Origin of the sequence: Lentzea sp. JNUCC 0626, from assembly GCF_043632865.1 — a bacterium.
GTDB lineage: Bacteria > Actinomycetota > Actinomycetes > Mycobacteriales > Pseudonocardiaceae > Lentzea.
On the sequence record NZ_CP171635.1, the window covers coordinates 217,710 to 233,438 of the forward strand.

The following is a 15,729-nucleotide window of genomic DNA, read 5'->3' on the forward strand; positions in this document are numbered from 1 at the left end:
ACCGTAGACGGCATGACTCTGGACGAGGAACTGCTGGCAGTGGCGCGGAAGGCGGGTACCGCCTCCGCCGCCGCCCAGGACCAGGCGGACATCGCCAAGGCCGTCTACCACCACAGCGTGCTGAAGCTGCACCGCGCGGGCGGGTCTATGCGCGAGATCGCGGAAGCGCTGCAGATCAGCCACCAGCGCGTGCATCAGATCGTGGAACAGTCCAAGCGCACCGAACGCTGCTGGTTCTGCGCGCGGGGCGCCGACCAGGTCGACAAGATGATGGCCGGACCGGCGGCGTTGATCTGCAACCTCTGCATCGCCGAGGCTCAGGTCGAGAACGAGGGCACCTGCTCGTTCTGCAGCGAGACCAAGCCCGTCCACGAAGGAGCGGACGCCAAGATCTGCCGCTCCTGCCTGGACTTCAGCGCCGCCGTGATCAGCGGGGCAGCTTCACTACGGTGACGAAGAAGTCGTCGATCTGACGGACGACCTCGATGAACCTGTCGAAGTCCACCGGCTTGGTGACGTAGGCGTTCGCGTGCAGGCTGTAGGAGCGCAGGATGTCCTCCTCGGCCTCCGAGGTCGTCAGCACCACGACGGGGATCGACCGGAGCTCGGGGTCGTTCTTCACCTCGCCCAGCACCTCGCGGCCGTCCTTGCGGGGCAGGTTGAGGTCGAGCAGGATCAGGCCAGGCCGCGGTGCGTTCTCGTACTGGCCCTCGCGGCGCAGGAACTCGATCGCCTCGACGCCGTCCTTCACCACGTGCAGGACGTTGCGGATCTTGTGGTGCTCGAACGCCTCCTGCGTCATCAGGGCGTCGCCCGGGTCGTCCTCGACGAGCAGGACGTCGATCACGTTCAGCGACTCAACCATGGACTTCCTCAAGTTCGGCGGGCGCGTGGACTACGGGCAGGGTGAACTCGAAGGTCGTACCGGAGTCCACGTCGGTCTTCAGCCAGATGGTGCCGCCGTGGTACTCGACGATCTTCCGGCACATCGCCAGTCCGATCCCGGTGCCGGGATACGCGTCCTTCGGGTGCAGGCGCTGGAAGATGACGAAGATCCGGTCAGCGTACTCCGCCTCGATCCCGATGCCGTTGTCCCGCACCGTGAACTTCCACAGCTCGCCGTCCCGTTCGACGTCGACGGAGATCAGGGGTGCCTCGGCGCCGGTGAACTTCAGCGCGTTGCTGATCAGGTTCTGGAACACCGCGCTGAGCAACGACGCCTCGCCGCGCACCGACGGCAGGTCGGCGATCTCCAGCCGTGCGCCGGTCTCCTCGACGCGGTCGGAGTAGCTGTCGACGACCTGGCGCACCAGGACGTTGAGGTCGATCACGGTCAGCTCGCGGGTCATCCGGCCGACGCGGGAGAACGCCAGCAGGTCGTTGATCAGCACCTGCATCCGCTTGGCGCCGTCCACGGCGAACTCGATGTACTGGTCGGCGCGCTCGTCGAGCTGGCCGCCGTAACGTCGTTGCAGCAGCTGGCAGAACGACGCGACCTTGCGCAGCGGTTCCTGGAGGTCGTGCGAGGCGACGTAGGCGAACTGCTCCAGTTCGGAGTTCGAGCGCTGCAGCTCGGTCTTCGCCGCGTCGAGAGTCGCGAGCTCCTGCACGATCCGGTGCCGCATGGCGTTGACGTCCTCGCCGAGCATGACCATCTCACGTGGACCGTGCGCGTCGATCACGTGCTCGAAGTCGCCAGAGGCGACCTGCCTGCTGTGCGCGGCCAGGCTCGCGAGCGGTTCGATCAGCAGGCGGTACAGCACCAGCGTCAGGCCGCCGATCACCGCGACGAGCAGCACGCCCATGCCGATCACGAGCCACAGCACCACGTTCGCCGAGGTCTCCAGGTCCGCGCGGGCCTGCCGGGAGAGCGCCGCGATGTCGGACTGCAGTGCCGCCGTCTCGGACCGGATCTGGTCGAACAGGACCTTGCCGCGCTCGATGTCGCCCACCACGCCGACGGACGGTCCGGAGAGCTGGATGGCGGTGACCGTGGGTTCCGCGTACCCGGACCGCCACTGCCCGGAGAGCTCCTCGATGCGGGTGACCCGCCCGTTGACGTCACCGAGGAGGTCGCGCACGCCCTTCACGGCCTCCGCCTCCGCGGCCTGACCGTCCAGGTACGGCTTCAGGAAGTCCTCCTGCCCGGTGAGGATGTACCCGCGCACGCCGGTCTCCTGGTCGAGCATGGAGCGGCTCAGCGCCTGCGCGCGGCGGGCGGCGGGTTCGATCTGGTCGACCGACTTCGCCCGAGTGTCGCTCAGCGCGTCCAGGGCGAGGACCGTGGACGAGATCGCCACGGCGGTCATGGCGAGCAGCACGGCGACGGTGACGACGAGCAGCCGGCTCGCGGGCAGCCTTTGCGGCAGGTTCACTTTCCGTCCTTCAACAGCAGAATGGCCACGTCGTCGTCGAGCGCCCCGCCGTTGAGCTCCGTCACCTCCGCGATGACCGAGTCCATCCAGCTGGGGCCGGCGCGCAGATGTCTGGCGAGGATCTCGCAGAGCCTCTCCACACCGAGCCGGTCGACGTCGTCGGGTACCCGGCCCTCGATCAGTCCATCCGTGTAGCAGGCGATCGACCAGCCGGACGGCAGCGGCACGTCCACTCCGGTCCAGGCGTAGTCGGGCAGCACGCCGAGCGGTACGCCGATCTTCGACTGCGGCAGGTCGACGATCTGGTCGCCGACCATCATCAACGGCTCGGGGTGCCCGGCGAGGAAGTACCGCGCCGACCGCCGGTCCGGCGCGACCGTGATCATGCACGCCGTGGTGAAGATGCCCTCACCGTGCCGTTCCGCGACCAGCACCTGGTCGAGCGTCTTCAGCACCTTCTCGGCCGGTTCTCCCGCCAGCACCAGCGCACGCCACGCGATCCGCAGGCAGACGCCCAGCGCGGCCTCGTCCGGGCCGTGGCCGCAGACGTCGCCGATGATCGCGTGCACCGTGCCGTCCGGCAGGCCGACGGCGTCGTAGAAGTCGCCGCCGAGCAGCATCCGCTGGCCGCCGGGCTGGTAGCGGACCTCGTGGTCCACGTCGGAATTCCGCAGCAGCGGGGGAGGCAGCAGGCCGCGTTCGAGCCGGGCGCGTTCGGCACCGAGCAGCTCGGCCTCGCGCAGCTGGCGCTGGGCGTCCTCGGCACGGCGGCGTTCGACCGCGTACCGGACGCCGCGCAGCAGCAGTTCGCCGTCGACCTTGCCCTTGATGAGGAAGTCCTCGGCGCCCGCGGCGACCGCGGCGAGTCCCTCGCTGTCGTCGTCGTGACCCGTCAGCACCAGGATCGCCGGTGCGTTCGGCTTGGCCAGCAGGCGGTGCAGGCCGTTGAGCCCGTGCGAGTCGGGCAGTCCCAGGTCGAGCAGCACGCACTCGGCGTCGGAGAGCATCCGCTCCGCCTCCGCGAGTGTTTCCGCGCGCGACAGGACGAACGGCGCGCTCGCTTCTTCGAGCAGCGCCTCGACGAGCAGGGCGTCGCCGTCGTCGTCCTCGACCAGGAGGACGCGCACTGTCTTGGTTCGCATCGGGTCGGACTTTAACGTTATTGGGCTGTGCTGCTCGCGTCAGACCTACCAGGATGGTGGGCGTGTTGATCCGTCTCGCCCAACCAGCCGAACTGCCGTACCTCCAGCAGCTCGAAAACGCGTCCGGAGAACAGTTCCGCGACGCCGGAATGCCCGAGATCGCCGACGACGCGCCGATGTCCCTGGAGGACCTCGGCGCACACGAGGTGTGGGTCGCCATCGGTGCCGAAGGGGTGCCCGTGGCGTTCATCGCGGTCGGCGACGTCGACGGCGCGACGCACGTCCACCAGGTGAGCGTGCACCCCTCGCACGCTCGCCAGGGGATCGGCGCCGCGCTGATCGAGCACGTCACGCACGCCGATCGCGCCGTGACGCTCACGACGTTCCGCGACATCCCGTGGAACGCGCCGTACTACGAGCGCCTGGGTTTCCAGGTGCTCGAGGACGTCTCGCCGGGCCTCGCCTCGATCATGAGCGAGGAGGCCTCACGGGGCCTCGATCCCGCGACCCGTGTCGCCATGGGTCTTCTCCCAGCGCAGGTACGAGCCTGACGCCACCGAAAGACTGCTGAGCAACCACACGAGGACACCCGCGTCGTCGGTCACACCGATCACCGGAAGGAACTCCGGCAGGACGTCGATCGGCGACACGAGGTAGACCAGCGCCACCGCCCACATCACCACCTGGCTGCGCGGCAGCTCCGGGTACTGCCCGCTGCGCCAGGTCTTCCACAGCCGCGGCAACGCCTTCAGTCGCGTGACGGGGTTCCCGACCGGGCCGGGCCCCTGCTGCGCGCGTTTGCGGCGGTTGCGCAGCACCCCCAGGCCCGCGAACACCAGGCCCAGGGGGAGCAGCACCCAGCCGACGACGGCAGGGCTCAGGCCGCCGAGCGGGGCGTCGCGGAACACCAGGATGACGAGACCGGACAGCGAGACGAGCGACCCGAAGACGACCATGGCTAACTGGGCTCCTGGAACAGCATCGTGGGTGCCGGTTTGGCGGGCTGCTTCTGTTGCGGTTCTGGCTGCTTCAGCTCGATCACAGGCTCGGGTTCCTCAACGGGAACCTCTTTGACCACCGGCTTTCGCACTGCTTTGACGGGTGCGACGACCGGGGCGTCCAGCGCGGTGCGGGCCTTCGAGATCCACACCTTCTGCATGGCCTCGTCCTTGCTGCCTGCCGCCGTGGCCGCGAGTCCGGAGAGGACTCCCCTGATCCGCGGGACGAGGGCCGGCTGACGCCGGATCGCCTGCCACACCGCGTGATCACCCGGCAACCGGGAGGACACGAGTCGCGAGACCTGCGCACGCAGTTCCTCTGTGGACAGATCGAGCCAGCGCTCTACCGCTGACGGGCCAATTGCCACGTGGCCAGCCTTCCCAGAACCTCAGGTGAAACGACAACTGCCCCCACAGGATCTCACGGATCCGATGGAGGCAGTGGCCTGGTGTGGTGAAACGTCAGGACGCGACGACTTCGAGCAGGGTCTTCCCGTTCTCGTCGACGATCCGGAACGTCGCGATCTCGTGCCAGCGCATGGCGACGTTGGCCGCGAGCTTGATGGTCTTCTTGTCGCCCGCCACCGGTTCCGGCGCGTACCAGGACGTGATCTGGGCGACGCGTCCCGCGCGGCCCACGGCGACGAGCGAACCCCTGCCGGGGCCCGACATGCCGGTGATCTCGATGTCCATCGCGGTGCCAGAGGGCTCGTCGGACGCGATGATCTTCGTGCCGACTCCGCTGTTGGGGTCCTGGTGCTTGACCTCCATCGACGTGTCCTGCGAGTTGTTCGCCACTCGCGTCTGGGACGTCGACGTACCGGGGCTCTGGGGCGCTGCCTGGTTCGAACCGTCGTCGGCGCCGCGCACCACGAGCGTGGTCACGACAGCCGTCACCGCCACGACGCCGGCGGCGGCGGCCGCGACGCCCTGGGCGACGAACCACCGTCGGCGCTTCCTGCGCGCCGAGACGGCGTCGAGCATGACCCGGACCGACTTGCCGTCGGGGCGTTCCGGTGCTGTCCCGCGCAGCATCCCGCCCGCGTCGGCCTCGTCGATGAGGTCGGGCACCACCGCGAAGTCGCGCAGGTCAAGAGCACACCGCCGACACTCGGTCAGGTGGTTCTCGAACGCCTCCACCTCATCGGCATCGAGGATGCCGAGCACGTAGGCGGCGACGTCGAGGTGATCTGGTGCCGTTGTCACCGCGTCTCTCCCCGATCGTGCAACGCACGCCGCAACGCACGGAGCGCGTAGTACACCCTCGACTTGACCGTTCCCGGTGGCACACCCAGTGCCGCCGCGGCCTCACCGACGGTGCGGTCCCGCAGATATGTTTCGAGAATAGCCTCCCTGTGTTCCTCGGAGAGACCGTTCATCGCCTCGGCCACGACGATCGCCGCGAGGGTGCGATCCTCTTCGCTGCCGGAGGGCGACTCGTCCGAAGGGGTCAGTTCGAACTCCTGCGGACGGACGCTTCTCTTACGCCTGTCGTCAATGACCAACCGCCTTGCCACCGTGAACAACCACGACCGCAACAGCACCGGGTCACGTTCGAGCTTTTCGGCATTGCGCCATGCCCTGACCAGTGTCTCCTGCACGATGTCCTCGGCCCACTGACGATCATGGCCCGTCAACCGCATGCAGTGACCCAGCAGGGCACTACCGAATTCCTCGTACAGCCGTCGGATCAACTCTTCCTCGAGAGATCCCGGTCTTGGTGATTGTTCGTCTAACTCACGTTGACGTCTATGCCGCGCCACGGGGGACATCCTTGCCTCATCAAGCGCCGGAAGTCGAGAGGCAAATATTCCTCACGAAGTCCGTGAACCGTTGCCGGATCGTGTCCGTACTCCTCGGTACCCCGCCGAGAAAGGACCTGCCGATGCGACGTGGACCAGCCACCACCGCCCTGGCGGCACTGGCTATCTCCCTCACCGCGTGCGGCAGCACCCAGACGCCTCCCGGCGGGGAGGCCGCTCCTGGCGCCTTGCAGGCAAATCCCGCTGATCTGGGTGGTTACAACAGCTACTTCATCTCGAACACCGAGCAGATGGGGTGGTTCGTGATCGACGCCGAGGGCCTGCCCATGTACCGCTACGACAAGGACGTCCCCAAGCCGTCCAAGTCGAACTGCGAGGGCGAGTGCGCGAAGGCGTGGAAGCCGGTGCTCGCGGACAAGACGCCGCTGGCGACGGGTATCGACCCGATCTCCATGGGTGTCCTGACCAGGCCGGACGGCACCAAGCAGCTCACGATCCAGGGCTGGCCGCAGTACACGTTCGCCGAGGACAAGGTCGCCGGCGACATGAAGGGCCAGGCCAAGGGTGGCGTGTGGTGGGTCACGGCCCCGAACGGCGCCAAGATCACCGGCGGGAAAGCGCAGAACAACAGCAAGAGCAGCAGTACGCCGAACACGCCCCCCAAGTCGGGAACGGCGCAGACACCGCAGTCCGCGCCACCTCCGGCCGCACCCGGCTACTGAGCCCACTGCTCTACGCAATTCATTCACCCCCTATCTACTTCCTTTGGACGACGAGGACCACAAGACGATGACCAGAGCCCTCGCCACCGTCTTTGCGATGTTGTTCCTCTTCTCCGGCCTGACCGCCACGGCTGCCGCGCAGCCCGCGGACACCGGGGGAGTGATGGACACCCCGAGCGGGCCCTTGACCGCGAGCGACCGCGAACTGCTCAACAGGGTGCGCCTGGCCGGCCTGTGGGAGATGCCCATGGGCGAGCTCACGGCCACCAAGGCGTCCAACGCCAGGGTCAAGCAGATCGGTAAGATGATCATGCTCGACCACATGATGCTGGACTCGCTGACGAAGAAGACGGCCGCCGGGTTCGGGCTGACCACGCCCGACGTGCCGAACCCGACGCAGCAGTCGTGGATGGAAGAGATCAACGCGCTCGAAGGCGACGCGTTCGACCAGGCGTTCATCTCCCGGTTGCGCGCCGCGCACGGCCAGATCTTCCCCTTCATCGCGAAGGTGCGTTCGGGGACCCGCAACGACGTCATCCGCGGGTTCGCGCAGGCGGGCATCGACGTGGTGATGAAGCACATGACGTTGCTGGAGAGCAGCGGGATCGCCGGTGACGCGGCGTTCGCCGAACCGCAGCCCGCCGGCGGCATCATCAACGCGACCCTGGCCTCCAACGAGGGGCCGAACATGTGGGTGATCCTCACGGTCACCGCCGCGGGAGCCGTGCTCACGGTGCTCCTGCTCCGAGTACTCCGCCCGCGACGAGCGGCGCGGTGAGTCTGCAAGACCCCGTTGTGTGACGGGAAACGGAGGTGGTGTCCCAAGGTCAGAGGCACTCCAACGCGGACCTGTTCCCACCCGCCCGGACCTGATGTGTCCACTCCTGCACGACAGGACCGGGCGGGTTCCCGCGAGGTAGTTCCCCGCTGAGAGGTTTTCCGGAGGAAGAGTTGTTGTCGAGCCAGATTCCGCTCCTGGTGGCCCAGTCAGCCGAGTTCGACTCGGGTGTCAAGAAGATGGCCCAGATCTCCGCCAGGCTGGCTTACGTCATGATGTGCGCCACCTTGTCCTGGGGCGTGCTGATCGCGACCGGATGGGCCGAGAAGCTCACCGGCCGTGAAGGTCTGAAGAACGGGCACATGGTGCTCGCGTCCCTGGCGATCGCGTTCGGCTGCATCCACGCGTTCGCCTTCACACTGATCCAGACCGGCACGTTCAGCTTCGTGAAGCTGATCCTGCCGTTCGTCGACGGCGGCCTGTTCCGGCACGCGCTGGGCATCCTCGGCCTGGAGGTCATGCTCGCGATCGCCGTCCTCGCCTCGATGAGGCACAAAGTCTTCTACCGCAAGTGGTTGCGGTTCCATCAAACGGCGTACATCGCGGTGGGCATCACCGTGGTGCACTCCTGGTTCGGCGCCATCGCCAACGGCAACCTGTCCGTGCTCTGGCTGGGCGGCCTGACCGTCCTCGTGCCCACCGCGACCCTGGCCCTGGCCCGGTTCCTGCCCCCCGAGGTGCTGACGCGCATCGGAATGCTCGAGTCCGAGCGCGGCAAGGAACCCGGCATCGGCGAGGGCGACGCGATGGACGTGAGCGTCAACAACGAGAAATGCCATCGCTACGGCACCTGCCAGGCGGAAGCGCCCGACGTCTTCCAGCTGATCGAAGACAACCGCCTGACCTACAACCGCAGACCGCCTGAGGAGCACTTCGCTCAGGCCCGTGCGGCACAGCGCGCGTGTCCGATGCGCGCGATCGAGATCAGGGAGCGAGTGAAGTGAGCGAACGGATCGTGGTCGTCGGCGGCGGGCTCGGTGGAGTCCGTTCCGCGGAACGGCTGCGGGAGATGGGTTTCGACGGGCAGATCACCATCCTGTCCGCCGAGCGGCACCTCCCGTACCACCGCCCGTGCCTGTCGAAGCAGATCATCACCGGAGAGTGGACGCCCGACGACTCGTTGCTGTCGTTCTCGGGCGACCTCGACGCCGAGTGGCGGATGAACTCCCCGGCCCTGCACCTGGACCCCAAGAAGCAGTCGGTCTGGGTGCCGGGAGGCGAGGAGATCAAGTACGACGGCATGATCATCGCGACGGGCGTCGACGCCCGGGCGATGGGCGGCGCTCCGCGCCACGACCCGCGGGTGCACGTGCTGCGGACGTTGGACGACGCGGTCGCGATCCGCAAGAACATCCGGCAGTCGCAGGGACTCGTCGCCGTCATCGGCGGTGGTTTCATCGGCTGTGAGCTCGCGTGTTCGATTCGTCACATGGGGCGCGACGTCGCCCTGATCGTCCGCTCGCCCGCTCTGCTGGGTGGCGTGGTCGGCGACGACATCGGCAAGAAGATCACCGAGGCGCACGTCGAGCACGGCGTGCGGCTGGCCACCGGAGTCGGCATCAAGCACTGGGTGCGGCAGCCCGGCGGCATCGGGATTCACCTCTCGGACGGCCAGGTGTTCTTCGCCTCGTGCGTGGTGCTGGCCGTCGGCGCCTCGCCGGCCGTCGACTGGTTGCGCGGCTCCGGCCTCGACATCTCCGACGGCGTGCTGTGCGACTCGACCAACCACGTCGTGGGTGCCGAGAACCTCGTCGCCTGCGGTGACGTGGCGCGCTGGCCCAACATGCGCTTCAACGGTGTGGTGCGGCGCGTCGAGCACTGGCTCAACGCGGTCGAAGGCGGCCGTGCGGCGGCCGAGAACCTGTTGGTGGGCCGCAACCACGCCAAGACCTACACGCCCGTTCCCCGGTTCTGGACCGAGCAGTACGGCATGCGCGTCCAGGGTGCCGGCCTGCCCGTGCTGGGCACCGACACCACGGACGTGAACGGCCTCACCGGCTTCATCGCCAACGGCAAGCTCGTCGGCATCGTCGGCCTGGAGGAGCCGGGCAAGATCATCACCGAGACGCCGGAACTGTTCCGGCAGAACCAGGTCGAGACGAACGTTCCCGTGTGGACGCAGCCGGAGACCGAAGTGGTCGCGCCTGCCGAACCGGAAGTTCTCCCGACGGCCATGCTCCCGGTTCCCGAACCGGTCGCCGCCCTCGCATCATCCGTTCCCCCGTCCGTCTCGTCGTCGATGTCCCCGCCATTGCAGCGGCGGAGGCATTCGCGGTCGAGGCCGGAGATGGTGCGGTCGGGCGGAGGACGCGCGAGGCCCTAACCAGGTGTGGAGGTTTCAGGCAGTCGGTACAGGGCAAGCGGGAACGGCGAACTCCGACGTCGCCCGCGTGGCCAGGTGGCGGACCGATGACGTCACGCGGCGATGCGCTCGTTCCCGCGCCGGCAGCCTGAACTTCCCTCTCGTGCGTCACCAACGGTGTGGCGGCTCGGCGGGCTCCCGAGCCGCCACACCGGCCTTTTCGTTTCAGGGTGCCGTGATGACCTGACCGGCCCAGGACAGCCCGCCGCCGAAGGCGAACAGCAGCACCGGCTTACCGGACGGAAGCTCGCCGCGTTCGGCCATTTTGGACAGTGCGAGCGGCACCGAGGCGGCCGAGGTGTTGCCGGACTCCACGACGTCCCGCCCGATCACGACGCCCTCGGGCAATCCCATCCGCTTCGTCAGCGCCTCGATGATCCGCAGGTTCGCCTGGTGCGTCACGACGGCCGCGAGGTCGCCGACCGCGATGCCCGCGCGTTCGCAGGCCTGGAGCGCGACGGCGGGGAGTTCGCTGGTGGCCCACCGGAACACCGACTGGCCCTCCTGCTCGAACCGGGGCTGCCACTCGTTCACCAGCCGAACGGCGTTGGACCTGCTGGGGTCCGAACCCCAGACCGCGGGGCCGATCCGAGCGTCGTCGGAGGCGCTCACGACCGCGGCGCCCGCGCCGTCGCCCAGCAGGATGCAGGACGACCGGTCGGTCCAGTCGACCAGGTCGGACATCTTCTCCGCGCCGATCACCAGCGCGTGCTTCGCGGCACCCGCGCGCACGGTGTGGTCGGCGGTGGCGAGGGCCGTGCAGAAGCCGGCGCAGGCGTTGTTGAGGTCGAAGACGACGGCCGACGGGATGGCGAGCCGCGCCGCCACCTGGGCCGCCGTGGACGGGCTGCGGTCGATGGCCGAGCAGGTGGCCACGATGACCTGGCCGATGTCGGACGGCGCGAGGCCCGAGGCCTTGAGCGCGCTGGAGCCCGCCTCGGTGGCCATGTCGGCGACCGTCTCCTTCTCGGCGGCGATCCGGCGGGTGGCGATGCCGGTGCGCTGGAGGATCCACTCGTCGTTGGTGTCGACCATCTTCTCGAGGTCGGCGTTGGTCAGCACCCGTTCGGGCTGGTAGTGGCCGAGCGCGACGACACGGGATCCGGACACGGTGAACTCTCCTCCAGGACAGGCGACGCGGCGAATATAGCAACCGATCGGTCGGTAGCTAAAGGGCCTCGTAAGCTACTGGGATGAGCCCGCGCCGTTCTGTCGCCGACACCCTCGAGACGCGGCAGCGCATCCTCGACCGCAGTCTCGCGATCGCGTCGTCGGAAAGCCTCGAAGGGCTCACGATCGGCCGCCTCGCCACCGAACTGGGCATGAGCAAGGCGGGCCTCCTCGGCCACTTCGGCACCAAGGAGGCCCTGCAACTGGCCGTCGTGGACCAGGCCGCCGCGGTGTTCCTGCGCGAGGTCCCCGGCAAGGTGAAGCAGATGCCGTCCGGCCTGCCACGCCTGCGCGCCGTCTGCGAGGCGTGGGTCTCCTACCTCGAACGCAACGTGCTGCCCGGCGGCTGCTTCTTCACCGCGGCCACCACCGAGTTCGACGGCCGCAGCGGCCGCGTCCGCGACGCCCTCGCCGGCATGAACGCCCTGTGGCGCCGCGACCTCCGCATCCACATCCGCCGCGCCGTCAGCGACGACGCCCTGTCCCGCGACACCGACGTCGAACAACTGATCTTCGAGCTGCTCGGCGTCATGCTGGCGCTCAACCACTTCCTCCAGCTGGAGCACGACAACGCCGCGCCCTTCAGGGCCCGTCAGGCCTTGAAGCGCTTGCTCACGAACTGATTGACGATCGCCGCGACCGCTTGCGGTTGTTCGGCGATGAGGCCGTGGGTCGCGTCGATCTCGTGCACCTCGACGTTCGCCGGCACGTCCCGCCGCACCCCCGCCCTGTGCGCCTCGGACAACGGCAACAGCTCGGGTGGGACCGGCAAGTTGCGCGCGGCGAACACCAGCAGGAACGGCGCGGTCACCTTGGCGAACACCGGCAGCGCGTCCAGCAGCTCAGGCGAGGTCCGCAGCACGTCGAGGATCCTGCGCGACGGCCGCGTGATCGTCTCCAGCTGGGCGTCGAAGAGCGCGTTCAACTCGGCCAGGCTTCGCGTCACGTCCTCGGTGCTCAGCCCAGGGTAGTTCTCCGGATGCGTTGTGGCAGAACGATGTCCGTCCAAGCTGACCGCCGCCGGGCACGACGGATGCCGCAACGCCCACAGCCCGGCGATCACGCCGCCCAACGAGTGTCCGACCACCACGGGCTTGTCGAGTCCGAAGTGGACAACGGTCTCGTCGAGGTCGTCGAGCACGGCCTCCCAGTCCCAATCGCCGTCAGGCGACTCGCCGTGCCCTCTGAGGTCGACCGCCACCGCCCGGCCGTTCAGTTCCGGCGCGAGCGCGTCCCAGTTCGACCTGTCGCCGCCCAAACCGTGCAGCAGCAGGAAGTCCTGTCCAGTCCCTTTGTGCTCGGTCGCCGCCAACTTCACTGTTCTCTCCTCAGTCCGAGCCGGGCGCGGATCGACTCGACGGCCACGCCGCCGTCCGGATGCCGCAGCAACTTGTGGCGGTTCACGAGGTCGTGCACGCCCTGCCGGGTGATCCCGAGCATCGCGCCCGCCACCCCGAACGACACGCCCTCCTTGCTGGGATGACCGACCCTCCGCGCACACACGCGTCCCAGCGGCGTCGCCCACCACTCCTCGGGCGGGTCGAACGGCTTGTCGCCGGGGTAGAGCACGGCCATCAGCCGCACGGCCACCTGTCGCGCCACGACGTCACGCGGCCCGAGCAGTTGGGCGGCCCACATGTCGGCGTCCGCGCGGACGGACAGCCGCAGGCCGTCGAGATCGGCCTGCGGCAGCAGGATTTCGAGGGGGTCGAGGAGCCGGCTCGTGACGAGCCGGATCAGGTCGTCCCGCAGATCGACGTGTTCCGAGAGGGTCGGCACTTGACAGACGATAGCAAGTACTTGACGCCCGCCGTCAAGTAGTAAGCGCCGACTTCAGCACGTGCGACAGGACCGTTCGCGCATCGGTCCCGGTCAGGAACGCCTGACGCAGCGCCAGGCCGATCCCGAGCGCCCCGAGCAGCACGACCACCTGTCGCACCGGCATCGCGGGCATGAGCCCCAGCCGTGCCACATGCTCCTCCAGGAGTGCGGTCACCTGCGCGTCGTGCTCCTCCTGCACGGCGGCGATCTGAGCTGAGATCTCGGGTTGTGCCGCGGTGGCAGCAAGAACCTCCGCCGCCACCGCCGCCCACTTCGCCGCCTCGGCGTCCGCGACCCCGCTCAACACCGCGACCAACTCGTCCACCGAAGTGGTCTGGGAGAGCGCGGCACGCAACCCCTCCAGGTGTGTCCCGGCATCGGCCGACACGACGGCGAGCCACAGCCCTTCCTTGCCGCCGAAGTGCTTGTAGACCGCACCCCGCGTGTACCCGGCGTCGGCGGCGATCTCCTCGACCGTCGCCGCGAGAAACCCCCGCCGAAGAAACACCTGCCGCCCAGAGGTCAGCAACCCGGCATGGGTCCGCGCCTGCGTCTCAGCCCTGGTCAACCGCACTGCAGCCCCACTTCAGTAACACAGTGTTTCTGGAAACAGAGTGTCACTGTACAGTCGGAAACCATGGACCTCGTCGCAGGCCTGGCCGCGTTCCTGAGCCTGCCGCTCACCCTCGCCGCCTTCACCTGGTACGCGAGAAGAGCCCGCCGCACCGGCAGCGGCCAGTCGCTGATGGCCCCGTTCGAGGAGATCTGGGACCCGGTGGCCCACCGCACGAACGTCGAGGTCCACGCCGAAGCGCAGAAAACCCCGGAAACCCCGGCGCCGGGCGACCCTCCACAAGGAGAGTCGCCCGGCACCAAGTGAAATCAGGCAGCCCACATCTGGACGGGTGCGATGTAGTTCCAGCTGTAGAGCTGGTTCGCGCCGTCGTAGCTGCCGTCCGTGCCCGCGCCATAGGTGTCGTGGACGTAGAACTGGCCGTTGTCGTGGTAGCCGATCACCACGGACAGGTGGCCGGCGGTGGAGCCCCAGGTGCCGCTCATGATCACGAACTTGCCCTGGTCGAGGAACGCGCGGACCTGCGCCGGGGTGAAGTTGCCCTGCTGGACGGCGGCGCCGTTGCGGGCCAGGAAGTCGCGCTCGGACTCCCAGGAGGCGCAGGGGCGGGCCGGGTTGCCGCCGCAGTAGTAGCCGGTGATCCAGCCGTGCGCGCCCTTCCACGCTCCGGTGCGGCCCCAGTCGGCCATCGTGCGGTTGAAGGTGGTGCCGCGGTTCGAGAACTCGTCGGTGATGTAGCGGCCCCACTTCGAGTAGTGCGAGAACGGCTGGGACACCTGCACGCCGAACTCGTTGGGCAGCTGGTAGGTCACGAGGTCGATGACCGCGCTGGTCGGGCCGCAGGACGAGTTGCCGTTGAAGTCGTTGCGGGTGTCCCACAGCTGGTGGATGTACTCGGCGCGGTTCAGCCGGCCCATCGTGGTCACCTGGCCGTCCAGGGCGGAGGCCTTGAGGCCCGACGCCTTCACGTACCCGCGGGTGGCACTGCCGATCACGGCCTCGGCGCCGTCGAAGCCGGTCAGCGCGTGGGTGAACGACAGGCCCTCGACGACCCGGGAAGCCTTGCCGGAACCGAGGTCCTGCACGTAGACGCCGTTGAACGCCGTGTACTGGTCAGGCCCGAGCGTCTTGTCCGACACGCAACCCATGACCTCGTACGCCACCCGCGCGCCGTCGGTGCTCCACACCGCGCTGCGGTAGTGGTGCTTCGTCTCGCCGATCAGCGACGTGACCTCGCCGTTCTCCGACGCGAGCCCGAGCCACTGCGGTTCGGCGCCGCCGCAGCGGTAGATCTCGTTGTGCTTGATGAAGCTGACGTGCCGCTTGCCCTCGACGTCGACCAGTTTGAAGTCGCGGTACAAAGCCTCTGCACCTGAGCTGATCAGCGGCTTCGCGGCGCCGGACTTCAGGTCGAACCGCACCAGCGAACCCACGAACGTGCTGTCGTCGGCCACGTCCGGGTGCTCGACGGCGAGCAGGCCCGTGCCGTCGGTGGTGAAGCCGAGCAACGACGGTGCGCGGCCCTTGAGCTTGCCCGCGACGACGCCGTCCACCACCACGTTCTCGCCATCGGCGTAGGCGAGCGTCGAGCCGTGGAACACGGCTGACGTGATCGCGCCACGGGCGATGAAGCGCTTCTTGCCGTAGCGGTCGACGGTGTGCAACGAGCCGCCGCTCGTGCCGTCGAAGTCTGAGATCACAGCCGCATAGGCGCCATCGGCAGAAGACGTCGAACGGACCGTGTATGCCGGATCGCTGACAGCGAAAGAGGCTCTCGAAACGCCGCCGACGACCACGTCGTAACCGGAGCCCGCACGGACGGCGTGCGACTCCGCCGGGCTGGAGGAGTAGGGCTCGACGCCCTGAGCGGGGGACACCGCGGCGGCCATTGTGCCGAGTGCCAGCACCAGGGCCAGTGAGGTTTTCGTCATGGTGCCGACGTCCTGGCGCGTGGCATGCGTCCG

20 protein-coding genes are annotated in these 15,729 nt (G+C 68.2%); 8 read left to right on the forward strand and 12 right to left on the reverse strand.

Going from position 1 to position 15,729, the window contains the following annotated elements; translation table 11 throughout:
* Positions 1-12: 12 nt before the first annotated feature.
* On the forward strand, positions 13-453 hold the full coding sequence (locus JNUCC0626_RS01035) for a ClpX C4-type zinc finger protein (protein WP_394617712.1): 441 nt from the start codon (positions 13-15) through the stop codon (positions 451-453).
* Here the strand turns inward: JNUCC0626_RS01035 and JNUCC0626_RS01040 are convergent.
* Genes JNUCC0626_RS01040 through JNUCC0626_RS01050 form a run of 3 tightly spaced genes read right to left on the reverse strand, consistent with a single transcriptional unit; the run spans position 428 to position 3,517 of the window.
* Positions 428-865: a response regulator gene (locus JNUCC0626_RS01040; protein WP_394617713.1), complete on the reverse strand. Its 438-nt coding sequence runs from the start codon at positions 863-865 to the stop codon at positions 428-430. The two genes, JNUCC0626_RS01035 and JNUCC0626_RS01040, sit on opposite strands and share 26 nt — an antisense overlap.
* Positions 858-2,375, reverse strand: a complete 1,518-nt coding sequence (locus JNUCC0626_RS01045) for a sensor histidine kinase (protein WP_394617714.1) — start codon at positions 2,373-2,375, stop codon at positions 858-860. The genes JNUCC0626_RS01040 and JNUCC0626_RS01045 overlap by 8 nt, the downstream gene beginning before the upstream one ends.
* Positions 2,372-3,517 carry a PP2C family protein-serine/threonine phosphatase gene (locus JNUCC0626_RS01050; protein ID WP_394617715.1) on the reverse strand — a complete coding sequence of 382 codons (1,146 nt, stop codon included), beginning with the start codon at positions 3,515-3,517 and terminating at the stop codon, positions 2,372-2,374. The genes JNUCC0626_RS01045 and JNUCC0626_RS01050 overlap by 4 nt, the downstream gene beginning before the upstream one ends.
* A gap of 65 nt (positions 3,518-3,582) precedes the next feature.
* On the opposite strand from JNUCC0626_RS01050, the gene JNUCC0626_RS01055 reads away from it, so the two are divergent.
* Entirely contained in the window at positions 3,583-4,068 is a 486-nt protein-coding gene (locus JNUCC0626_RS01055) for a GNAT family N-acetyltransferase (protein WP_394621945.1), read from the forward strand.
* Here JNUCC0626_RS01055 and JNUCC0626_RS01060 read toward each other — a convergent pair.
* The 4 genes from JNUCC0626_RS01060 to JNUCC0626_RS01075 all read right to left on the reverse strand — a co-directional run bounded on the left by JNUCC0626_RS01060 (position 4,003) and on the right by JNUCC0626_RS01075 (position 6,287).
* Entirely contained in the window at positions 4,003-4,473 is a 471-nt protein-coding gene (locus tag JNUCC0626_RS01060; RefSeq protein WP_394617716.1) for a YkvA family protein, read from the reverse strand. The genes JNUCC0626_RS01055 and JNUCC0626_RS01060 overlap by 66 nt on opposite strands.
* A gap of 2 nt (positions 4,474-4,475) precedes the next feature.
* Positions 4,476-4,883 (reverse strand): hypothetical protein, encoded by a 408-nt coding sequence (locus JNUCC0626_RS01065; protein ID WP_394617717.1) that lies wholly within the window; start codon positions 4,881-4,883, stop codon positions 4,476-4,478.
* 94 nt (positions 4,884-4,977) lie between these two features.
* Positions 4,978-5,721, reverse strand: a complete 744-nt coding sequence (locus JNUCC0626_RS01070; RefSeq protein ID WP_394617718.1) for an anti-sigma factor family protein — start codon at positions 5,719-5,721, stop codon at positions 4,978-4,980.
* Entirely contained in the window at positions 5,718-6,287 is a 570-nt protein-coding gene (locus JNUCC0626_RS01075; RefSeq protein ID WP_045315736.1) for a sigma-70 family RNA polymerase sigma factor, read from the reverse strand. The genes JNUCC0626_RS01070 and JNUCC0626_RS01075 overlap by 4 nt, the downstream gene beginning before the upstream one ends.
* 113 nt (positions 6,288-6,400) lie before the next feature.
* Between JNUCC0626_RS01075 and JNUCC0626_RS01080 the strand changes: the two genes are divergently transcribed.
* The 4 genes from JNUCC0626_RS01080 (at position 6,401) to JNUCC0626_RS01095 (ending at position 10,161) form a co-directional block, all read left to right on the forward strand.
* Positions 6,401-7,000 carry a hypothetical protein gene (locus JNUCC0626_RS01080; RefSeq protein ID WP_394617719.1) on the forward strand — a complete coding sequence of 200 codons (600 nt, stop codon included), beginning with the start codon at positions 6,401-6,403 and terminating at the stop codon, positions 6,998-7,000.
* A gap of 67 nt (positions 7,001-7,067) precedes the next feature.
* Entirely contained in the window at positions 7,068-7,778 is a 711-nt protein-coding gene (locus tag JNUCC0626_RS01085) for a DUF4142 domain-containing protein (RefSeq protein WP_394617720.1), read from the forward strand.
* Positions 7,779-7,954: 176 nt separating this feature from the next.
* The gene (locus JNUCC0626_RS01090) at positions 7,955-8,782 is read left to right on the forward strand and encodes a 4Fe-4S domain-containing protein (protein ID WP_394617721.1); all 828 of its coding nucleotides are present in this window, start codon (positions 7,955-7,957) and stop codon (positions 8,780-8,782) included.
* Positions 8,779-10,161, forward strand: a complete 1,383-nt coding sequence (locus tag JNUCC0626_RS01095) for an NAD(P)/FAD-dependent oxidoreductase (protein ID WP_394617722.1) — start codon at positions 8,779-8,781, stop codon at positions 10,159-10,161. Before JNUCC0626_RS01090 ends, JNUCC0626_RS01095 begins: the two co-directional genes overlap by 4 nt.
* A 204-nt stretch (positions 10,162-10,365) precedes the next feature.
* Here JNUCC0626_RS01095 and JNUCC0626_RS01100 read toward each other — a convergent pair whose 3' ends face one another.
* On the reverse strand, positions 10,366-11,310 hold the full coding sequence (locus JNUCC0626_RS01100; protein ID WP_394617723.1) for a beta-ketoacyl-ACP synthase III: 945 nt from the start codon (positions 11,308-11,310) through the stop codon (positions 10,366-10,368).
* An 83-nt stretch (positions 11,311-11,393) separates the two neighbouring features.
* Between JNUCC0626_RS01100 and JNUCC0626_RS01105 the strand changes: the two genes are divergently transcribed.
* Positions 11,394-11,993, forward strand: coding sequence for a TetR/AcrR family transcriptional regulator (locus JNUCC0626_RS01105; RefSeq protein ID WP_394617724.1), 600 nt, complete (start codon positions 11,394-11,396; stop codon positions 11,991-11,993).
* Here JNUCC0626_RS01105 and JNUCC0626_RS01110 read toward each other — a convergent pair.
* Genes JNUCC0626_RS01110 through JNUCC0626_RS01120 form a run of 3 tightly spaced genes read right to left on the reverse strand, consistent with a single transcriptional unit; the run spans position 11,963 to position 13,765 of the window.
* Complete coding sequence (locus JNUCC0626_RS01110) at positions 11,963-12,688, reverse strand: alpha/beta fold hydrolase (protein ID WP_394617725.1); 726 nt, start codon at positions 12,686-12,688, stop codon at positions 11,963-11,965. The genes JNUCC0626_RS01105 and JNUCC0626_RS01110 overlap by 31 nt on opposite strands.
* The gene (locus JNUCC0626_RS01115; RefSeq protein ID WP_394617726.1) at positions 12,685-13,149 is read right to left on the reverse strand and encodes a hypothetical protein; all 465 of its coding nucleotides are present in this window, start codon (positions 13,147-13,149) and stop codon (positions 12,685-12,687) included. Before JNUCC0626_RS01115 ends, JNUCC0626_RS01110 begins: the two co-directional genes overlap by 4 nt.
* 34 nt (positions 13,150-13,183) lie before the next feature.
* The gene (locus tag JNUCC0626_RS01120; protein ID WP_394617727.1) at positions 13,184-13,765 is read right to left on the reverse strand and encodes a TetR/AcrR family transcriptional regulator; all 582 of its coding nucleotides are present in this window, start codon (positions 13,763-13,765) and stop codon (positions 13,184-13,186) included.
* Between the two features lie 63 nt (positions 13,766-13,828).
* On the opposite strand from JNUCC0626_RS01120, the gene JNUCC0626_RS01125 reads away from it, so the two are divergent.
* Positions 13,829-14,071, forward strand: coding sequence for a hypothetical protein (locus JNUCC0626_RS01125; protein ID WP_394617728.1), 243 nt, complete (start codon positions 13,829-13,831; stop codon positions 14,069-14,071).
* Between the two features lie 2 nt (positions 14,072-14,073).
* Here JNUCC0626_RS01125 and JNUCC0626_RS01130 read toward each other — a convergent pair whose 3' ends face one another.
* Positions 14,074-15,696 (reverse strand): C39 family peptidase, encoded by a 1,623-nt coding sequence (locus tag JNUCC0626_RS01130; RefSeq protein WP_394617729.1) that lies wholly within the window; start codon positions 15,694-15,696, stop codon positions 14,074-14,076.
* Positions 15,697-15,729: the final 33 nt, after the last annotated feature.